18 protein-coding genes are annotated in these 19855 nt (G+C 49.7%); 4 read left to right on the top strand and 14 right to left on the bottom strand.

Features of this window, described 5'->3' with window-relative positions; genetic code table 11:
- Nucleotides 1-105 precede the first annotated feature (105 nt).
- The 4 genes from ACX9GV_RS13660 to xseB form a co-directional block, all read right to left on the bottom strand.
- A complete protein-coding gene (locus ACX9GV_RS13660; RefSeq protein WP_473195899.1) occupies nt 106-1080 on the bottom strand; it encodes an aldo/keto reductase in 975 nt (324 codons plus the stop codon).
- A 39-nt stretch (nt 1081-1119) separates the two neighbouring features.
- Entirely contained in the window at nt 1120-2982 is a 1863-nt protein-coding gene (gene dxs, locus ACX9GV_RS13655) for a 1-deoxy-D-xylulose-5-phosphate synthase (RefSeq protein WP_023489506.1), read from the bottom strand.
- A gap of 239 nt (nt 2983-3221) precedes the next feature.
- Nucleotides 3222-4124 carry a (2E,6E)-farnesyl diphosphate synthase gene (gene ispA / locus ACX9GV_RS13650; RefSeq protein WP_473195898.1) on the bottom strand — a complete coding sequence of 301 codons (903 nt, stop codon included), beginning with the start codon at nt 4122-4124 and terminating at the stop codon, nt 3222-3224.
- A 5-nt stretch (nt 4125-4129) separates the two neighbouring features.
- Nucleotides 4130-4393, bottom strand: coding sequence for an exodeoxyribonuclease VII small subunit (gene xseB, locus ACX9GV_RS13645; protein WP_023489508.1), 264 nt, complete (start codon nt 4391-4393; stop codon nt 4130-4132).
- 225 nt (nt 4394-4618) lie between these two features.
- On the opposite strand from xseB, the gene thiI reads away from it, so the two are divergent.
- Nucleotides 4619-6067 (top strand): tRNA uracil 4-sulfurtransferase ThiI, encoded by a 1449-nt coding sequence (gene thiI / locus ACX9GV_RS13640; RefSeq protein WP_023489509.1) that lies wholly within the window; start codon nt 4619-4621, stop codon nt 6065-6067.
- A gap of 44 nt (nt 6068-6111) precedes the next feature.
- Here thiI and yajL read toward each other — a convergent pair whose 3' ends face one another.
- A complete protein-coding gene (yajL, locus tag ACX9GV_RS13635) occupies nt 6112-6702 on the bottom strand; it encodes a protein deglycase YajL (protein WP_023489510.1) in 591 nt (196 codons plus the stop codon).
- Nucleotides 6665-7576, bottom strand: coding sequence for a 2-dehydropantoate 2-reductase (panE, locus tag ACX9GV_RS13630; protein ID WP_473195897.1), 912 nt, complete (start codon nt 7574-7576; stop codon nt 6665-6667). Before panE ends, yajL begins: the two co-directional genes overlap by 38 nt.
- 186 nt (nt 7577-7762) lie before the next feature.
- Between panE and ACX9GV_RS13625 the strand changes: the two genes are divergently transcribed.
- The gene (locus ACX9GV_RS13625; protein ID WP_023489512.1) at nt 7763-8254 is read left to right on the top strand and encodes a YajQ family cyclic di-GMP-binding protein; all 492 of its coding nucleotides are present in this window, start codon (nt 7763-7765) and stop codon (nt 8252-8254) included.
- Between the two features lie 49 nt (nt 8255-8303).
- On the opposite strand, the gene ACX9GV_RS13620 is transcribed toward ACX9GV_RS13625, so the two are convergent.
- From ACX9GV_RS13620 to ACX9GV_RS13585, 8 genes are all read right to left on the bottom strand, one after another.
- Nucleotides 8304-9668, bottom strand: coding sequence for an MFS transporter (locus ACX9GV_RS13620; RefSeq protein WP_473195896.1), 1365 nt, complete (start codon nt 9666-9668; stop codon nt 8304-8306).
- A gap of 304 nt (nt 9669-9972) precedes the next feature.
- Nucleotides 9973-10863, bottom strand: a complete 891-nt coding sequence (cyoE, locus tag ACX9GV_RS13615) for a heme o synthase (protein WP_473195895.1) — start codon at nt 10861-10863, stop codon at nt 9973-9975.
- A 17-nt stretch (nt 10864-10880) separates the two neighbouring features.
- Nucleotides 10881-11219 (bottom strand): cytochrome o ubiquinol oxidase subunit IV, encoded by a 339-nt coding sequence (locus ACX9GV_RS13610; protein ID WP_023490614.1) that lies wholly within the window; start codon nt 11217-11219, stop codon nt 10881-10883.
- Entirely contained in the window at nt 11219-11836 is a 618-nt protein-coding gene (locus ACX9GV_RS13605) for a cytochrome o ubiquinol oxidase subunit III (protein WP_473195894.1), read from the bottom strand. The genes ACX9GV_RS13610 and ACX9GV_RS13605 overlap by 1 nt, the downstream gene beginning before the upstream one ends.
- The gene (cyoB, locus tag ACX9GV_RS13600) at nt 11826-13817 is read right to left on the bottom strand and encodes a cytochrome o ubiquinol oxidase subunit I (protein WP_473195893.1); all 1992 of its coding nucleotides are present in this window, start codon (nt 13815-13817) and stop codon (nt 11826-11828) included. Before cyoB ends, ACX9GV_RS13605 begins: the two co-directional genes overlap by 11 nt.
- Nucleotides 13818-13821: 4 nt before the next feature.
- Entirely contained in the window at nt 13822-14772 is a 951-nt protein-coding gene (gene cyoA, locus ACX9GV_RS13595) for a cytochrome o ubiquinol oxidase subunit II (protein ID WP_473195892.1), read from the bottom strand.
- 424 nt (nt 14773-15196) lie between these two features.
- On the bottom strand, nt 15197-16675 hold the full coding sequence (gene ampG / locus ACX9GV_RS13590; RefSeq protein ID WP_473195891.1) for a muropeptide MFS transporter AmpG: 1479 nt from the start codon (nt 16673-16675) through the stop codon (nt 15197-15199).
- 117 nt (nt 16676-16792) lie between these two features.
- Nucleotides 16793-17371 carry a lipoprotein gene (locus ACX9GV_RS13585; RefSeq protein ID WP_473195890.1) on the bottom strand — a complete coding sequence of 193 codons (579 nt, stop codon included), beginning with the start codon at nt 17369-17371 and terminating at the stop codon, nt 16793-16795.
- 352 nt (nt 17372-17723) lie between these two features.
- Here ACX9GV_RS13585 and bolA point away from each other — a divergent pair, with 352 nt between their 5' ends.
- Both bolA and tig read left to right on the top strand, forming a co-directional pair.
- Entirely contained in the window at nt 17724-18044 is a 321-nt protein-coding gene (gene bolA, locus ACX9GV_RS13580; protein ID WP_023488933.1) for a transcriptional regulator BolA, read from the top strand.
- A gap of 307 nt (nt 18045-18351) precedes the next feature.
- Nucleotides 18352-19656 (top strand): trigger factor, encoded by a 1305-nt coding sequence (gene tig / locus ACX9GV_RS13575; protein ID WP_473195889.1) that lies wholly within the window; start codon nt 18352-18354, stop codon nt 19654-19656.
- Nucleotides 19657-19855: the final 199 nt, after the last annotated feature.

The following is a 19855-nucleotide window of genomic DNA, read 5'->3' as shown; positions in this document are numbered from 1 at the left end:
AGCTGCGTCTCCAGTGAACCGAGATCGATAAAGGCGCACCTCAGTGTGCGCCTCTGCAGGTCACTTTCGCTGACTCAAGATTGGCGGTTAGGCAAAACCTATTACTTATGCAAAACCGACCACCTGATGTGGTACATAAGCCGTTTCTAATTGGGCAATTTCTTGCACTGTCAGCTTCAGATCAATGGCGGCAACGGCATCCAACAGGTGTTCACTACGTGAAGCACCAATAATCGGTGCAGTCACCACAGATTTACTCAACAGCCAAGCCAGGGCGACCTGTGCTCGTGGAACGCCGTGTTGTTCTGCGATGCTGGCCACATGTCCGGCAATCTGGGCATCGACCTCTTCAGTGGCAACATACAAGGTTTTACCATACAGATCGGAATCTATTCGTTTGGTAGTTTCCCCCCAAGGGCGGGTTAATCTGCCACGCGCCAACGGGCTCCAAGGGAGCACCGCAATGCCTTCAGCGGCACATAAGGGATACATTTCCCGCTCTTCTTCCCGCTGGATTAGATTGTATTGATCCTGCATGCTGACAAAACGCGTCCAGCCATAGCGGTCGGCAGTGTATAGCGCTTTGGCAAATTGCCAAGCATACATTGAGGATGCCCCGATATAGCGTGCTTTACCGGCTTTCACCACGTCATGCAGTGCTTCCAACGTTTCTTCGATCGGTGTTTCGTAATCCCAACGGTGGATTTGCAGTAAATCCACATAGTCGGTTCCCAGACGCCGCAGGCTATCGTCAATGGATTGCATAATCTTGGGGCGCGATAGCCCGCGCTCCAGATTGCTCATGGCATTATAGACTTTGGTGGCAATTACCACGTCTTCGCGGCGGGTATAGTCACGCAAGGCTCGGCCAACAATTTCTTCACTGCTGCCATCAGAGTAACTATTGGCGGTATCAAAGAAGTTGATACCCATATCCAATGCCTGTCTGATCAGTGGGCGGCTGTTCTCTTCCGGTAGCGTCCATGGATGGCTACCCCGTAAAGGTTCACCATAAGTCATACATCCCAGGCAGATACGGGAAATGTTCAGGTCGGTATTACCCAGTTTTAGATATTCCATAATTCATAATCTCCTGTGTACCGAGCAAACCCAAGGGCATCACGCCAACCAGGCCTCGATCTGGCGTTGAATGCCGATAGCATCCAGACCAAGATCACTGCGGATCTCATCTTGATTACCTTGAGGAATGAAATAATCAGGTAAGCCAATATTTAGCACCGGCACCTGCTGGCGTTTTGCCATCAACAGCTCGTTTACGCCGCTGCCTGCGCCCCCCATAATGGCATTCTCTTCCAATGTCACCAGGGCTGTATGACTGGCGGCCATCTCTAGCACCAGTTGTTGGTCCAGCGGTTTGACAAAACGCATATCCACCAATGTAGCATTGAGGGCTGCGGCGGCTTGTGCCGCTTCTGGTAATAGCGTGCCGAAGTTGAGGATGGCAATTTTTTCACCGGTGCGGCGTACCACACCTTTACCGATCGGCAGGCTTGCCAGCGGTTCCAGTACTGCGCCAGTACCATTACCACGCGGGTAACGGACTGCACTGGGGCCGTCGTTATAGTGATAACCGGTATACAACATTTGTCGACACTCGTTTTCATCACTTGGCGTCATGATCACCATATTGGGGATACAACGCAGGAACGAGAGGTCGAATGCGCCTTGGTGGGTTTGACCATCAGCACCGACTATACCGCCACGATCAATGGCAAACATCACTGGCAAGTTGGGGATCGCCACATCGTGAATGACCTGGTCGTAAGCACGTTGCAGAAACGTGGAGTAGATCGCCACCACCGGCTTATAACCACCAATCGCCAAGCCAGCAGCAAAAGTCACTGCGTGCTGTTCGGCAATGGCGACATCGAAATACTGCTGAGGATAGTCACGGGAAAACTGAACCATGCCAGAACCTTCACGCATAGCGGGGGTGATGGCCATCAGTTGACTGTCAGCGGCGGCAGTTTCGCATAACCACTGACCAAAAATAGTCGAATAGGTTGGCAGCCCTCCGCCACTTTTCGGCAAGGTGCCGATGGCAGGATCGAACTTGGGCACTGCATGGAAGCTGATCGGGTCCTTCTCTGCAGGGGCATAGCCACGTCCTTTTTTGGTCATGATATGCAGCAGTTGCGGCCCTTTCAGATCGCGCATGTTCTTCAGTGTGGCGATCAGCCCTTGAACATCGTGCCCATCTACCGGGCCGATGTAATTAAACCCCAGCTCTTCAAACAGTGTGCCGGGGACCACCATCCCTTTGAGGTGTTCTTCGGTACGTTTGAGCAGTTCTTTGATGGGGGGCAGGCCAGAGAGAACCTTCTTGCCACCTTCACGTAGTGTGGAGTAGAGCTTGCCTGAAAGCAGTTGTGCCAGATGATTATTCAGGGCTCCAACGTTTTCAGAGATCGACATTTCATTGTCGTTGAGTACCACCAGCATATCTGGGGTGATATCTCCGGCGTGATTCATGGCTTCAAATGCCATGCCTGCGGTGATGGCACCATCACCAATCACGCAGACGGTACGGCGATCTTTCCCTTCCCGCGCGGCGGCTACCGCCAAACCCAGACCAGCACTGATTGAGGTGGATGAGTGGCCGACACTGAGCACATCATATTCGCTTTCCCCGCGCCATGGGAAAGGATGCAGCCCTTTTTTTTGCCGGATAGTGGCAATACGATCACGGCGACCTGTCAGGATTTTATGTGGATAGGCTTGATGGCCTACATCCCAGACCAGGTGATCAAACGGCGTGTTGTAAACGTAATGCAGCGCGACCGTCAGTTCGACAGTACCTAGCCCGGAAGCAAAATGACCACTGGAACGGCTAACGCTGTTCAGCAGATATTGCCGTAGCTCGTCACAGAGTTTTGGCAAACTTTCTTTTGGCAAGGAGCGCAACTCTTGTGGAGTGTCCGCTAGTGCCAAGGTCGGGTATTTGGTTATATCAATAGGCATTTGATACTCATATCAGAGATGTTTACCCTTTCTATTTCACGTTGTCATAGTGTATTCACGTTGTCATAGTATGAAACGCCCACTCTCTATGGGAGCGACTGATGCCATCCAACCCAGAAGATTGATGATGTTCAACCTCGAGTTTCACTTTGCGGCTATTTGCCGCTAAGTAGGCGAGTTTTTCACTCAATGACTGCCTGCTTACAACTTGAAAGAGCCAGGGTATATCACGCTATACGTTAATTGTCGCGTTCAATAATGAAGTTGGCTAACGCACGTAATGGCGCGGTGTCATAGTTTTTTGCGGCCAAAGTCTCTAAAGCCGTCAACGCTTCTTGATAGAGATCCCACGCTTTTAGTTTTGCGCTGTCAAGTCCCAGAAGGGCAGGATAGGTACTCTTTCCAAGTTGTTGATCGGAGCCTTGGCGTTTGCCGATCTTTGCTGTTTCTCCTACCACATCCAGAATGTCATCTTGCACTTGAAATGCCAGCCCTATTGCGGCCGCATAACGATCAAGTTGTGGCAAGGCGGCACGCCCTGACTCACCGGCTGCCAGTGCCCCCAGACGAACCGCCGCTCGGATGAGAGCACCGGTTTTATGGCGATGGATCTGTTCCAGCGCCAATAAATCAATTTGCTTGCCTTCCGCTTCCAGATCCAGCGACTGACCGCCACACATACCGGCAACTCCACTGGCACTGGCCAGTTCGGAGATCATCGCCAATCTGTCCTGCAATGATACATCGGGCATGGGGGCATCTGCCAGAATAGAAAATGCCAGGGTTTGTAGTGCATCACCCGCCAGGATGGCGTTAGCCTCACCAAACTTGATATGACAGGTGGGTTGGCCTCGGCGGAGGTCATCATCATCCATTGCGGGTAAGTCATCATGGATCAGTGAATAGGCATGAATACATTCCACGGCGGCGGCGGGGGCATCCAGATTATCCAGGCTCAGGCCAAACATCTGCCCGCTGGCATACACCAGAAATGGCCGTAACCGTTTGCCGCCCAGCAATGCACCGTGGCGCATTGCTGCCACCATGTTGCCCTCATTGAGCGGTAAGGGAGCAAGGTAAGCCAGCAGGGCGCGATCACTGCGCTGGCGTAAAGCTTGTAACTGATCTTGGAACTCAGACATCGTTATTACTCAGCGTCCGGATTAAAAGGAGCCAGTGCAGCATCGTCACTATTACCATTGAGCAGGATCTCTACCCGTTGCTCTGCCTGCTGCAGTTTTTGCTGGCCTTGGCGTGCCAGTTGTATGCCGCGCTCAAACTCATTGAGTGCATCTTCCAGTGATAATTCGCCGGACTCCAGGCGTGCGACAATACTTTCAAGTTCACTCAACGCGTTCTCAAAGCTGACGTTTTGCTCTTTACTGTCTGATTGTATCGGTTTTTTAGCCATAATTTCGTTTTTACATCATCATATGAAGCGTGGAGTCAGAGAGCCTATCCTAGCGGATCTTGTTCAGTAAATCATGGCGCTTCTTTTGCTAAATTGATTCCCGTGGTGGTGGAATATTGACGGATACCTTCGGTTTTGTGCACGTAGCATAATCAGATAGTGATATACTCCGCACCGCAATTATTCTTCCATTATCTAACGACCACCAGACAATCAAAAACCGCCATGAAGTTTATCATTAAATTGTTTCCAGAAATCACTATCAAGAGTCAATCTGTGCGCTTGCGCTTTATCAAGATCCTGACGACTAACATTCGTAATGTGCTTAAACAGTATGATGAAACGTTGGCGGTGGTACGGCACTGGGATTTTATCGAAGTGCGTGCCAAAGATGAGGACCAACGCCCGGTGATTGCCGATGCGTTGATGCGCATTCCCGGTATTCACCATATCCTGGAAGTGGAAGATCGCACTTATACCGATATGCATAATATCTTTGAACAGGTGTTAGCGACTTATCGCGATCAACTGGAAGGTAAAACGTTTTGTGTGCGTGTCAAACGCCGTGGTAAGCATGAGTTTAGTTCGATTGATGTGGAACGTTATGTTGGCGGTGGGCTCAATCAGCATATTGAAACGGCACGGGTTAAGCTTTCTCATCCACAGGTAACGGTAAATCTGGAGATCGAAGACGACCGACTGATGCTGGTTAAGGCACGCCGTGAAGGGCTGGGTGGTTATCCGATTGGTACGCAGGAAGATGTGCTGTCACTGATTTCTGGTGGTTTTGATTCAGGCGTATCAAGCTATATGCTGATGCGTCGTGGCTGCCGTGTACATTACTGCTTCTTTAATCTCGGGGGCGCGGCCCACGAAATTGGCGTCAAGCAGGTGGCCTACTATTTATGGCAGCGCTTTGGTAGCTCGCACAAAGTGCGTTTTGTGGCGGTGGACTTCGAGCCGGTAGTGGGTGAGATTTTAGAAAAAGTCGATGACGGCCAGATGGGCGTTGTGCTCAAGCGTATGATGGTGCGCGCCGCTTCTCAGGTGGCTGAACGTTACGGCGTGCAGGCACTGGTTACCGGCGAAGCGCTGGGCCAGGTCTCCAGCCAGACCCTGACCAACCTGCGACTGATTGACAATGTCTCTGATACCTTGATCTTACGCCCGCTGATCTCCCATGATAAAGAGCACATTATTGATCTTGCGCGGGAAATCGGTACCGAGGATTTTGCCAAAACCATGCCGGAATATTGTGGCGTGATTTCGAAGAGCCCAACGGTTAAAGCGGTGAAAAGCAAGATTGAAGCAGAAGAGGCAAACTTTGATTTTGCCATTCTCGATCGTGTGGTGCGTGAAGCGCGCAATGTGGATATTCGCACTATCGCTGAAGAAACACAGCAGCTGGTTACCGAGGTGGAGACGGTGGCTGAATTTACCGCTGATGAGGTGATTCTGGATATTCGTTCTGCCGACGAACAGGAAGAAAAACCCCTTGCTATCACCCAGGCAGAGGTAAAGACCCTGCCATTTTATAAGTTGAGTAGCCAATTTGCTGCGCTTGATCAGAGCAAAACCTACCTACTCTATTGTGATCGAGGGGTGATGAGTCGCCTGCAAGCGCTCTATCTGCTTGAGCAAGGCTATACCAACGTTAAGGTCTATCGTCCTTAGCCTTCCCTCAGCCTGAGTGAATGAGGGGGCTTCTGGTTTGGCACTCAATCACTAAAATCGTACATGCCAGGTAGCAGTACCAGTTGTGCTGCTACCTCTGCCGCTTTGCTCTTACCCAACAATAAATCAATCAGCTTTAAAGCAAATTCCATTGAGGTGCCAGGCCCTTGGCTGGTCAGCAGATTCACTCGCGCATCAAACACCACGCGCCGTTCCAGCCAGTTGGCCGGGGGGATCTGCTCTTTTAACCCTGGGAAGCCGGTCATATTGCTGATGGGGAACAGATTATGGTGTTGTAATACTAACGCCGGGGCAGCACAGATAGCCGCTACAATCTTCCCTTGTAGGTGCATTTGACGCACTTTCTCTACCAGCAAGGGGCTATCGCGGAAACACTCGGCCCCTTTGATGCCACCCGGCAGCACGATGGCATCAAAAGGGTCATCAACAATGGCCACCAGCGGTGCATCGGCCAGCAGTTTTACCCCACGGGAACAGGTAATTGTTAGGTTGCCGTCACCCGCGACGCTGGCGGTGGTCACGCTAACCCCGGCGCGCACCAACAAGTCAATGGTGGTAACGGCTTCGGTTTCTTCACTACCAGGAGCCAGACAGACCAGCGCCGATACGCTCATACTCGTTTTCCTTTTGTTTAATCATTTCAAACAACCGGGTATTTTCCGGCAGGGAGATACCATGTTTACGGCCACGACGCTGTAAATAACCGGTGATATAGTCGACCTCAGTATGCCGTTGGCTGCGGATATCCTGCAGCATAGAAGAGATATTGTCCGCTGTGCTCTCGATCACTTGCATCACATAGAGCATCAGATCTTCACATGAAGTATGGTACCCCTCTCTTTCCATCACCTCGGCAATTTCGTGGCAGATAAGCTCTATCTGTTGGGGATAGCGTTGCAGATCGCCATTGCGGCAGTTATACAGCACGGTGAGTGGGTTGATGACACAGTTCACGGCCAATTTGCGCCAGCAGGCAGCGGCGATATGGTTATGCCAAGCGACATCGGGCAATGCCTGATGCAGTACTTCTGCTAAATGACTCAGATGGGCGGCTTGTGATGTTGCCGGGCCGATATGGGTGATCCCATTGGCAACATGGATAATGGCATTACCATCATGGCGAGCCGCATGGGTCGTGGTCCCTTGCAACACCGGTTGGCTGTGCGGCGGTAATTCATCAACAGTACCCAAGCCATTATGTAACAGTAAAATAGCACAATGTGGGTTGAGCTTGGGGAGTAGCAGGGTTAGCGCGCCAGAAATCTGCCAGGCTTTAAGCGTGACCAACAGCAGCTCACTTTGCAATAAATGTTCAGGATCGTTAGTGGGTAAATTATGGTTAAATGAAGTACCGCCTGGCTCAATAATATTGACTGCACAAAATGGCGAGGGTACCCGTAACCACCCCTGTACATCGTGACCTTGTTGATAGAGTCTGGCGAGCCAGAGTTGCCCGAGGGCACCGCAACCAAGAATGGTTATTTTCATTCTATCTCCTTGGCGTCAAATGAGTTTAAACTGTTTTCTGGCTGCAGCTTGAATGAGTGCGATTATAAACGTCAGGCTCAGTACTGACATCGAAATTTTGCCTACTGTAACATTTTATCTACTGTAACAAAGCAGGTATGATTCAGGGCATCAAAATCATAGGTTACCCATTTTGGTGGAGGATATATGCCATCTTTCGACATCGTTTCCGAAATAGATATGCAGGAAGTGCGTAATGCGGTTGAGAACGCCAGCCGCGATCTCAGCACCCGTTGGGATTTTCGTAACGTACCAGCCAGTTTTGAGCTGAATGAAAAGAATGAAAGTATTAAAGTGGCCAGCGAGTCCGATTTTCAGGTACAACAATTGCTGGATATTTTGCGTGAGAAACTGAGTAAACGCAGTATTGATGGCGGTGCGCTGGAGATCCCGGACGAGCTGACGCATAGCGGCAAAACCTACAGCGTTGAAGCCAAGCTTAAGCAAGGTATTGAAACCAGTCTGGCGAAAAAAATCGTCAAGCTAATCAAAGACAGCAAGCTGAAGGTGCAGGTGCAAATTCAGGGTGACGAAGTGCGGGTGACCGGTAAATCCCGTGACGACCTGCAAGGCGTGATGGCACTGGTGCGTGGTGCCGACCTTGGTCAACCCTTCCAGTTTAAAAACTTCCGCGATTGAGTTATATCGGGCCGATGGATGGTCGGCCCAAATTTATCTTCGGTAGATATCAATATGCATTGACCAAGGCTTCTAATTGGCCCCGGTTGGTCTGTTTGGTATCAACCTTGATATAGGCACTGCGTTCTTCGGGTACCACGATGGCTTCAGTAACCCCAGGTTGCGCCATTAAACGGTGTTGCAAGGCCGAATCTTTCACTGCCAGTTCACAGAGCGTAATGCGCAAACTGCTGACATAAGGCGGCTCTTTCATGGTGCTACTGACGACAAACCAGATGGCGGCAAGCCCGGCTCCAGCAATAAACACCAACCCGGTACCTTGCAGGCTATATAGCCACCCCCCGACACTGCCGCCAATCGCCACACCAATAAATTGACTGGTGGAGTAAACCCCCATTGCAGTGCCTTTATAACCGGCTGGAGCTTCTTTACTGATCAGCGAAGGTAGAATAGCTTCCATCACATTGAAAGCGATAAAGAATAACTGTATGCCAGCGATGATGGCCCACAAATGCAGGCCAGAGCGCCAGAGCAACACTTCGGCGCAAAATAATACCGCCACACAGCCCATAAATACCTGTTTCATACGGCGGTATTTTTCGGCATAGATGATAAAAGGCACGATGGTGGCAAATGAGACCAGCATCGTCACCAGATAAACCTTCCAGTGATTACTGGCCGCTAAGCCCGCTTGTTGCATCGCCAGCGGTAAGGCGACAAAGCTCGACATCAACAAAATATGCAGGCACATGATGCCGAAGTTGAGTTTTAACAGGCGCGGATTGTTCAGGACTTTGCTGAAACTGCCCCGTACCATGCTGGATTCACGGTTTAATACATGGTCACTGGTGGATGGCACCACCGCCAGCGTAATGACGATCCCGGCTAAGGCTAAGAGCGCAATCATCCAGAACAGTGCCTGTAACCCGAAAGCATGAGTCACGATAGGGCCAACCACCATCGCGCAAGCAAAGGTGAGCCCGAAACTGACCCCGATAAACGCCATTGCTTTGGTACGGTTCTGTTCGCGGGTTAAATCGGATAGCAGCGCCATTACTGCGGCGGCTATTGCCCCAGAACCTTGCAAAGCACGGCCAAGAATAATTCCCCAGATGGAGTCACTGAGCGCCGCGATGACACTCCCCAGGGCAAAAATCAGCAGACCACCGACGATCAATGGTTTACGGCCAATACGATCAGAAACCAGGCCGAAAGGGATCTGGAACAGGGCCTGTGCCAAGCCATAGATACCAATGGCGATGCCAATTAACGTCTCACTGGCACCCTGCAGTGCCATACCATAGGTGGTGAGCACCGGCAGCACCATAAACATGCCTAACATGCGCAGTGAAAACACCGCCCCTAATCCCCAGGTGGCCCGCCGTTCTTTGGGGGTCATGATATTGTCGTTCATTGGGACCTCAATAAAACTCACACATCTGATCAGCTAAAGCAGCAAACCTGATGGAATAATTGGTCAAAGTGGCATCATTCTAGATGCGTGTATTCTAGAGCGTGTAGCGGGGGAGGGGGAAGTGAATGTTGTTTAACAGATGTTAATGTTATCCCCAGATTATTTTCGATCAGGGCTGATGGTCATTGGGTATATACCTTACCCTTGACGCTAACGGTTCAACTGACTGGCAACCGTTAGCTTCATAAGGGTTAAAAGTGCTGGTGACATGGATGGTGATAGGAATTATTGCCAACTATCTGCATTACCCAATATAGGTCAACAAGGTGCCTGGTGCAGTATTGGTATTGAAGTCAATAGACATCATCACACTGAGTGAGGTAATGGCAACAATCGAGAACACAAACAGTTTGCGTGCCCAGATACTGTCATTTTCCGCTTTATAACCACGTAGGGCCATGCCCAACCACCATACGCTCACCGCAGCAGCCACAATCAGATATTTGTAACCGGCATAACCAACCAAGGTCAGCATCAGCGTGGCAACCATAAACGCCAGGATATAGACTGTGATGTGGTTCTTGGCAACGGAAATGCCCTTCACCACCGGCAGTACCGGGATATTGGCTGCCTGATAATCTTTCAGCCGGAAGATGGCAATGGCATAAGAGTGGGGCATCTGCCACAGGCTGAATATGGCCAACAAGATCAAAGCACCAGCATCAAACTCGTTGGTGACCGCACAATAGCCAATCACCGGGGGCGCTGCACCCGACAGGCTGCCAATCAGTGTACCGTAGACTGAATGGCGCTTCATATAGAGGCTATAAACACCCACGTAAACCACAAAACCCATCACCGCCAGCCACATGGCCAGCGGGTTGGCGGCAATATACAGCAGGGTGAAACCAGCAATACCCAACAGGGTCGCGTAAATCAGGCTGACATTCGGCGCAATCAGGCCTTTTACCAACACCCGGTTTTTGGTTCTCTCCATCTTTTTGTCGATGTCACGGTCGATGTAATTGTTAAATACACAGCCCGAGGCCACCACCAATGACACCCCTAACAGGGTAGAGAAAAACAGGGAGTAGTCGATACTCCCTTTGGAAGCGAGCAGAAATCCCCCAATCACCGAGATAAGATTGCCGAAAATAATTCCTGGCTTGGTTACTTGCAGGTATTGCTTAATCATCACACACCGCTCTGCTATTAATCGACCATCATATTGATATTGAGGTTGTACATAATCCAAAGTGAACCAACAACCACGATACCGATAATGACAGCGGTGAACACTAATGCCACCAGATTCCAACGCTCTTCTGAAGAGGTATTCATATGTAGGAAGTAAACCAGGTGTACGATCACCTGGATCACCGCCGTACCGACGACCACCGCCAGGATGGTGGAGGGAGCAGCGGAGCCACTCATCACCATTGCAAATGGAATGACCGTCAGGATGATCGACAGAATAAAGCCGATCATATATGACTTCACGCTGCCATGGCTTGCACCACCGTGTGAGGTTTGATGGGATGAATGGCTCATTACATAACCCCCAGTAGGTAGACAACGGTAAATACACAGATCCAGACCACATCCAGGAAGTGCCAGAACAGGCTCAGACACATCAGACGGGTTTTATTGGCAGCTGTCAGGCCACGTCTGCTGAGGTGGACCATCATAGTAATGATCCACACCAGACCGACGGTGACGTGCAGACCATGAGTACCCACCAGTGCAAAGAAACTGGAGAGGAACGCACTGCGGTCTGGGCCATAGCCTTGGGAGATCAGATGGTGGAATTCATAGATTTCCATTGCCATGAAGCCAAGGCCGAACAGGAAGGTGAGCAGCAACCAGATATTAACATTGCTAACCTTGCCCTTATTCATGCCGACCATCGCCATGCCAAAGGTGATGGAGCTGAACAGCAGCAAGAAAGTTTCAACCAGAACAAAATTCAGGTCGAAGATATCTTTACCAGAGGGACCACCGGCGGTCCCATTCACCAAGACTGCATAGGTTGCGAACAAACTCGCAAACAAAATACAGTCGCTCATCAGGTAGATCCAAAATCCGAAGACTTTGGTTTCCCCTGTATCGTGGTGCCCGTGCGCAGCATGGGCAACGTTATGATGGTTCGTCAGAGTATCAGTTGACATGGTTTACGCCTGCTTTGCTGATTTGTTCATCGTGTTGGCTTTCAATGCGCTCGATTTCATCGACCGGGACATAGTAATCAACATCTTCATCGAAGCTCTTGGCAATCCAGGTAATGATTATGCCTGCAAAGCCAACAATCGCCATCCACCAGATATGCCAGATCATGGCGAAGCCAAACACCAGGCTAAAGGCGGAAATAACGACACCCGCACCGGTATTTCTCGGCATATGAATCGGTTCGTACTTGGCGGGTTTCTTGTAAGCCTCACCTTTCTCTTTCATGTCCCAGAACGCATCGCGATCATGAATTTCTGGTACCACGGCAAAGTTATAGAACGGTGGAGGTGAAGAGGTTGACCACTCCAAGGTACGAGCATCCCATGGGTCGCCAGTGAGGTCGCGGTTCTTCTCACGATCACGGATACTGACGATCACCTGCATGATTTGGCACAGCACACCACAGAAAATCAACACTGCACCACATGCCGCAATCAGCAGCATTGAGTGGAACTCAGGGTTGATATTCTGGCTCAGGCGGCGAGTCATACCCATAAAGCCCAAGACATAAAGTGGCATGAAGGCAATAAAGAAGCCGATGATCCAGAACCAGAATGCGCGGATGCCCCAGGTTTCATTCAGGCGGAAACCGAAGGCTTTAGGGAACCAGTAAGTCAGACCCGCGAAGCAGCCAAACACCACACCACCAATGATCACATTATGGAAGTGGGCAATAAGGAACAGACTGTTGTGCAGCACAAAGTTGGCACCGGGTACCGCCAGCAGTACACCGGTCATCCCACCAATGGAGAAGGTGATGATAAAACCGATGGTCCACAGCATGGGAGAGGTGTACTGAATGCGTCCCTGATACATGGTGAACAGCCAGTTGAAAATTTTCACCCCGGTCGGGATGGAAATGATCATTGTGGCGATACCAAAGAAGGCATTGACGTTGGCGCCACTGCCCATGGTAAAGAAGTGGTGCAGCCAGACAATAAATGACAGTAGGGTAATAACCACCGTTGCCCAGACCAGAGAGGTATAGCCGAACAAACGTTTTCTTGAGAAGGTGGCGGTCACTTCCGAGAAGATACCAAACACTGGCAGAACCAGGATATACACCTCTGGATGGCCCCAGGCCCAAATCAGGTTGATGTACATCATCATGTTGCCACCCATATCATTAGTGAAGAAATGGGTGCCCAGGTAGCGGTCCAGGGTTAACAGCGCGATAGTAACGGTCAAGATTGGGAATGAGATAATTATCAGTATGTTGGCGCACAATGCGGTCCAAGTGAACACTGGCATTTTCATCAGTGACATGCCAGGGGCGCGCATCTTGATGATCGTTGCGAAGAAGTTCACCCCAGTCAGCAGAGTACCCACACCAGATATTTGCAAACTCCAAATCCAGTAATCAACCCCGACGCCGGGACTGTACTCTATACCGGAAAGAGGGGGGTAAGCCAACCAGCCGGTTTGTGCAAATTCCCCAATGGCGAGTGAGAGATCAACCAGTATTACCCCGACAATAAACAACCAGAAGCTCAGGGAGTTGAGGAACGGATAGGCTACATCACGGGCACCGATTTGCAGTGGCACCACCAGGTTCATCAACCCGACCACCAGCGGCATCGCCACGAAGAAGATCATGATCACGCCGTGGGCGGTAAAAATCTGGTCATAGTGATGCGGTGGTAGAAAACCCGCTTCACCCGCAGAAGCAAGCGCCTGTTGGCCACGCATCATCACCGCATCAGCAAAACCACGTACCAGCATCACCAGTGCTACGATGATGTACATGATACCGATTTTTTTATGGTCAACTGACGTCAGCCATTCGCGCCATAGCCAGGTCCACTTGCCCAGATAGGTTATTAGTGCCAGCAGTCCCAGTCCACCAACGATAATTGCCGCAACGGTAACCATCACAATGGGTTCATGGAAAGGTACTGCATCAAGTGTTAATTTTCCCAACATCAGATTATTCCTCTGCTCCGGCGTGATGAGTATGCTCGCCCATGTCCTGGCTCATAGTCATCCCTTTATGTTCACTGTTCGCGCTACTTGCAGGCATATGCATATGGCCCATAAATTTGGCAATGGTTTCTTGGAACAAATTAGGTTTGACACTGGAGAAATACGTCACCGGATGGTTTTCAGTTTGTTCCGCCAGCTTATTGAAGTCACCGGTGGTATCGAGGGTTTTAGGTGAGGCTTTCACCTTGTCAACCCACTGGTTAAACTCGCCCTCGGTAGGGGTGACAATGGCGGTGAATTTCATGCCGGAGAAACCATGACCACTGTAGCTGCTGGAAATACCGTCGTATTTACCCGCAGTGTTGCCGATCAAGTGCAGTTTGGTTTGCATCCCAGGCATGGCATAAATCTGGCCGCCCAACTGAGGAATGAAGAACGAGTTCATGACCGAGTCTGCAGAAACTTTAAATTCCACAGGGACATCTTTCGGGAAAGCGATTTCATTAACTGTTGCAATCCCTTGTTCTGGATAGATAAACAACCATTTCCAATCCAACGATATCACTTCAATGGTCATTGGCTTCTTGTCGGTGACAATCGGCTTGTATGGATCCAAGGAGTGACTGGTTTTCCAGGTAATGGTCCCAAGAATCAGGATGATAATGATGGGAATAGTCCAGACGACCGCTTCAATCTTGTTGGAGTGCGACCAGTTCGGTGTGTATTTAGCCGATTGGTTGGAAGCGCGATACTTCCAGGCGAAGATTATCGTCATAAAAATCACGGGAACGACCACGATTAACATTAAGCCAATCGCAGTCAGGATCAGTGTCCGTTGTTCGACACCGATTGCTCCCTTGGGATCCATTAGAACCGTATCACAACCACTCAACATCAATGTGGTGGCGATTAAGGATAATATCCCAATACTTTTGCTGTATTTCTTAAGTCTCATCTAACGACCCCAATTACCAAGGTTCAATTGTCGTTTCATGTGTGCCGGGCATTTTACGGGAAGGTTACAGTACTGTAAATATACTTAAGGGATCGTCAGTGCTTTGCTGCCGCTTTCTGTTAAGAGGGTCACATCTATTACATTGTGTGGAAATTTGCCAATAGCAACAATATATTGACGAGTCAAATAGCGAAAAACGGCACTATCTTAAGGAAAACCAAGGGAATAGAGAACAACTTGGAGGGGGGGGTGAGGTTAAGTAGAAAATAAATGTTTATTTAATGTTAAATAACTAACTGTTTATTGTGTTATTTATTTTATTACCAAGTGCACAACTCAGGTAAAAATATTCTGAGTTGCTACACTTTTCGTCTCATAAAATAAATTTATTCTTTTTGATGTGCTTTAACTGAACAAAAAATGGTCAAGTTAATGGCGTGCGACGCAATGCCAGATAGTCTAACAGGCTACCCATGATAATCCCCACCAGGCTGAGTAGCGCGCCACTGCGTAGGAATACGGTTGCTATATCAGGCCACTGGCTTAACCCCAGCGCATTGAAAATCAGCAATATTAGCCATAAACCCAGTAACGAACAGCCCACACCGAGCAGACGTAACGCCCAGCGATAAGTGCCATTGAACAGTGTTCGTGGCATAAAGTCATCGGTACGTTGAGTGTATTCCAGGGTTTGTCGGCAAATGAGCAACAGTAGTAAACCGGGTAGCGCTGCCACAATAGAGAACAGGTAGAATAGCGGCCAGCCATGAAGTTCAACAAACCAACCTGCAATGGGGCCGACATAAACGCGGCCAACCGCCGAGAGTGCTGACAACAGGGCAAATTGGGTAGCAGAGAACGATTTATTACACAATGTCATCAGTAGGGCGACAAACGCAGCGGTACCCATACCACCACACAGGTTCTCAAGAAAAATAGCACTGCCCATGGAGAGGATGTTTTTATCGGTGATGGCTAACAACCAATAGCCGATGTTGGAAACCGCTTGCAGTATACCAAACAGCATCAAGGCCCGGAACAGGCTCAGGCGTTGCATTAACACCCCACCGAGCAAGGCACCAACAATGGTGGCGAACAGGCCAAGGGTTTTGTTGACCAGCCCGACTTCACCCGCATCAAACCCGACACCGCGGATCAGAAAAGTGGTACTCAGGCTACCGGCAAAGGCATCCCCCATTTTATACATCACAATCAGCAGCAGGATCAGCCAGGCATTATTACGGCCGAAGAAGTCACGTAAGGGGGCGACTACCGCTTGTTCCATGGTGCGCGGTGCCGGGATACTGTCGTCCGGCTCGGGTGCCATTAGTGTGGCCACAATGCCGAACAGCATCAGCGCGGCCATTAACCAGTATGTGTGTTGCCAACCTAAATAGCGGTCTGCCAGCCACAGGGCCAATCCACCAGAAACCAGCATCGCCAAGCGATAACCCAGCACAGAAATTGCGGCTCCAGACCCTCGTTCATTCGCTGGTAAGAGGTCAGTCTTATAAGCATCAAAAACAATATCCTGTGATGCAGAACAGAAAGCCACTAATACGGCTAAGGCCGCCAGCCACCACAAATGTTGCGTCGGGTTCATAAACCCCATGCTTACAATGGCCACTACCAGCAAAATCTGGCTGATTAACAACCAGCCGCGTCGCCGCCCAAACAATGGCGGGGTGTAGCGGTCCATAAACGGCGACCAAAGAAACTTGAATACATAGGCTTGCCCCACCAGTGAGAAGAAACCGATGGTCTTCAGATCGATATTTTCGACGGTCATCCAGGCTTGCAGTGTCCCCGAGGTGAGGGCCAACGGCAGGCCAGAGGCAAAGCCCAGAACCAGAAGAATGATGGAGTTACGCTGGGTAAATAGATTGAGATACTGTTTTGCCATGAGGTCCTTGGTTGTGCCACCCAGTTGCCTGGGTAGCACAAAGCGTTTTGCCTCTTATACACCAGGTTGCAGACACATGGTCATGTTTGCAACCTGAATGCTCCAGGGTAAAACGGATTAACGTGCGTTTTGCTTGATAAAATCATGGATACTGGTGTCTTTTGCCATATCGGCAATGACATCGCCCAATACCGTATTGACCGTCTTGGTAATCTTGTCGTTGGAGGCGACGAAAGCCCCCTGAACATTATAAGTCGCGCGGTAGTTTTTTACCTGTTTGCTGCCATTCTTCGCCTGGGCGATGATTGAGATATCCGCTTTGGCGGTAATGTTATAACGCAAGTTACCTTCAGAAACATCGGCAAACAGCGTATTAACAATGATCTGCAGATCAACCGCGCCATCTGGGCCAACCATATAGCCACGGGCGGTCATCTGTTTTTCCAGCACTTCTTGCAGCAGGAAACGCAGATCGCGAGAAGGCGTGAGGGTGACCAACTGACCATCGCGATTGACTTTAGCCAATGCTTGATCAGCGCGTTGGTCAGCACCATTAATGCTGACTGTGACGCCTTGCAGGGTGGGATCCTGCTGTGGCAGCACCATGGTTGGGGTAATATTTAGCGTATTGTTACTGGTGGCGCATCCAGCGAGCATTAATACGGCCAATAAAGGAACATAAAGTTTTTTTAACATATTGACTGTCTCATCAATCCTAATTTTATACTCGTCATTGTTCAAACCGCGGCACTATAAGCTCAGCGGAATTTGCGTAGCCCATACCCCTGTAACCTGAAAAATGAAGAGTATAGCCAACAACAAATTGCCGCCATCATAACATTGCCGACAGCAGGGGGAAGTATTGAACGTCGTTGTAAGGTAAATTTTTATCGTGTAGTTAATTCAAGTTGATGTTGGCCTTCAGGCTGACGCTATACCGTGATGAGATAAGTAAATCCTCTGTTAGAACGATGCCGTCCTCTTTGCAGCTTGGATAACGATAGGTATATTGAGTTGCTAGGGCGGCTTGCCAGGGTGTGGAGGTTGTATGTTACGTAAGCAACAAATAGAAACTAAGTTGAACACGGCATTGGCGCCGGAGTACCTGGAGGTCGTTGATGAAAGTTATCGCCACCATGTCTTACCGGGGTCAGAAAGCCATTTCAATGTAGTGGTAGTCAGCGATCGTTTTGCTGGTGAGCGTATATTGGCACGCCATCGCGCCATTTATACTTTGTTGGCAGATGAGTTGGCGAATGGCGTCCATGCGCTGGCGCTCCATACCTATACCCCTAAAGAGTGGGAAGCCTTAGAAGATAAGGTACTCACTTCACCTCCTTGCCGTGGTGGTGGGGGCGGTTTGGCATAAAAATAGCCCCAAGTTCAAGCAAGGTCTAGTCAGGCGGCGATCGGGAGACAACCCGCGCGGTGTTTTGTCTGGCAACGAGAATTTTTGGGGCTATTGAGGTGAAAACCTACAGACGTATGAATATTAACATGCGCGTATCTGCTCGCTATCCTCGACTAGCTACGTTTGCGCCGCTATAATGTCGCGTCTTATTTTTCCGGAATGGTTTCGGGACGCTCTTGATATCAGGGAACTCGGTTTTTAATCTAGCCGTCCTGGTTCTTGCAACGGAGTTGACCGAGCACTTTGATTTTTTTGAGGTAACAAGATGCAAGTTTCAGTAGAAACCACTCAAGGCCTTGGGCGCCGTCTCTCTATTACTGTTCCCGCTGATGTTATCAATCAGGCGGTTAAGAAAGAGCTGATCAATGCGGCGAAAAACGTGCGTATCGACGGTTTCCGTAAAGGCAAAGTGCCGTTGAATATTGTTGAACAACGTTATGGTGCTTCTGTTCGTCAGGATGTGCTGGGCGATTTGATGCAACGTAACTTTGTTGACGCGATCATCAAAGAAAAAATTAACCCGGCTGGCGCACCTAACTACGTACCCGGTGAATATCAAGAAGGCGTAGATTTCGCTTTCGCCGTTGAGTTTGAAGTCTATCCAGAAGTTGAGTTGAAAGGTCTGGAAAGCATCGAGGTTGAAAAACCTGTTGTTGAAGTTAACGACGCAGATGTTGCTACCATGCTGGAAACCCTGCGTAAGCAGCAAGCAAGCTGGAAAGAAACCGATGCCGCAGTGACGGCGGAAGATCGTGCGACTGTTGACTTTACTGGTTCCATTGATGGTGAAGTGTTTGAAGGTGGCAAAGCCGCCGATTTCGTTCTGGCGATGGGCCAGGGCCGCATGATCCCAGGTTTTGAAGAAGGTCTGGTGGGTCACAAAGCGGGTGACGAGTTTGTCATCGACGTCAATTTCCCTGAAGATTACCATGCTGAAAATCTGAAAGGTAAAGCGGCTAAATTCGCCATTGTGCTGAAGAAAGTCGAAGTTCGTGAACTACCGGAACTGACTGAAGAGTTTATCCAGCGTTTTGGTGTCGCTGATGGTTCTCTCGTGGGTTTGCGTGCTGAAGTGCGTAAAAACATGGAGCGCGAACTGAAAGGTGCGGTGCGTAATCGTATCAAGTCTCAGGCGATTGATGGCCTGGTGAAGGCTAATGAAATCGACGTGCCAGCAGCCCTGATTGATGGTGAAGTTGACGTTCTGCGTCGCCAGGCTGCCCAGCGTTTCGGTGGCAATGAGAAGCAAGCGTTGGAATTACCACGTGAACTGTTTGCTGAGCAAGCTAAACGCCGTGTAGTTGTCGGTTTGCTGTTGGGTGAAGTGATCAGCCAGCACGAATTGAAAGCTGACGAAGACCGCGTTAAAGCCTTGATCGAAGAAATGGCTTCCGCCTACGAAGATCCAAGCGAAGTGATTGAGTTCTATAGCCAGAACAAAGAACTGATGAACAATATGCGTAACGTTGCTTTGGAAGAGCAAGCCGTTGAATGCTTGCTGGCTAAAGCAAAAGTCACTGAAAAAGCGACAACGTTCACCGAACTGATGAACCAGCCTCAGCAGGGCTAATGCAGGTTTCAGACCAGAGAGGTGGCTCAAACGCTGTTTGAGTTCACCGTGACTGATTCTGGTCAAACAACCGAGCAATTGTCGCCAGCTATACTGTAGTGTGAAGGTGTAGTATGAAGGCGGGGAGTTATCGTTGGTTCCTTGAAAGAGCCTGTAGCCTTGGTTACGGGCTTTTTTTTTGGTGCCTAACTGATTATCT

It is taken from the genome of Serratia sp. 25CWL12, from assembly GCF_055790885.1.
The sequence above is the reverse complement of the archived record's forward strand: the minus strand, read 5'-3'. Positions and strand labels throughout refer to the sequence as shown.

Excerpts from the sequence above, each read along its gene's own strand:
- ampG (WP_473195891.1), bottom strand. The coding sequence starts at position 16,675 with ATGGCAAAACAGTATCTCAATCTATTTACCCAGCGTAACTCCATCATT.
- tig (WP_473195889.1), top strand. The coding sequence starts at position 18,352 with ATGCAAGTTTCAGTAGAAACCACTCAAGGCCTTGGGCGCCGTCTCTCT.
- ACX9GV_RS13625 (WP_023489512.1), top strand. The coding sequence starts at position 7,763 with ATGCCATCTTTCGACATCGTTTCCGAAATAGATATGCAGGAAGTGCGT.
- cyoA (WP_473195892.1), bottom strand. The coding sequence starts at position 14,772 with ATGAGACTTAAGAAATACAGCAAAAGTATTGGGATATTATCCTTAATC.
- panE (WP_473195897.1), bottom strand. The coding sequence starts at position 7,576 with ATGAAAATAACCATTCTTGGTTGCGGTGCCCTCGGGCAACTCTGGCTC.
- cyoB (WP_473195893.1), bottom strand. The coding sequence starts at position 13,817 with ATGTTGGGAAAATTAACACTTGATGCAGTACCTTTCCATGAACCCATT.
- xseB (WP_023489508.1), bottom strand. The coding sequence starts at position 4,393 with ATGGCTAAAAAACCGATACAATCAGACAGTAAAGAGCAAAACGTCAGC.
- ACX9GV_RS13660 (WP_473195899.1), bottom strand. The coding sequence starts at position 1,080 with ATGGAATATCTAAAACTGGGTAATACCGACCTGAACATTTCCCGTATC.
- yajL (WP_023489510.1), bottom strand. The coding sequence starts at position 6,702 with ATGAGCGTATCGGCGCTGGTCTGTCTGGCTCCTGGTAGTGAAGAAACC.
- cyoE (WP_473195895.1), bottom strand. The coding sequence starts at position 10,863 with ATGATTAAGCAATACCTGCAAGTAACCAAGCCAGGAATTATTTTCGGC.
- ACX9GV_RS13610 (WP_023490614.1), bottom strand. The coding sequence starts at position 11,219 with ATGAGCCATTCATCCCATCAAACCTCACACGGTGGTGCAAGCCATGGC.
- dxs (WP_023489506.1), bottom strand. The coding sequence starts at position 2,982 with ATGCCTATTGATATAACCAAATACCCGACCTTGGCACTAGCGGACACT.
- ispA (WP_473195898.1), bottom strand. The coding sequence starts at position 4,124 with ATGTCTGAGTTCCAAGATCAGTTACAAGCTTTACGCCAGCGCAGTGAT.
- ACX9GV_RS13585 (WP_473195890.1), bottom strand. The coding sequence starts at position 17,371 with ATGTTAAAAAAACTTTATGTTCCTTTATTGGCCGTATTAATGCTCGCT.
- ACX9GV_RS13605 (WP_473195894.1), bottom strand. The coding sequence starts at position 11,836 with ATGTCAACTGATACTCTGACGAACCATCATAACGTTGCCCATGCTGCG.
- thiI (WP_023489509.1), top strand. The coding sequence starts at position 4,619 with ATGAAGTTTATCATTAAATTGTTTCCAGAAATCACTATCAAGAGTCAA.
- ACX9GV_RS13620 (WP_473195896.1), bottom strand. The coding sequence starts at position 9,668 with ATGAACGACAATATCATGACCCCCAAAGAACGGCGGGCCACCTGGGGA.
- bolA (WP_023488933.1), top strand. The coding sequence starts at position 17,724 with ATGTTACGTAAGCAACAAATAGAAACTAAGTTGAACACGGCATTGGCG.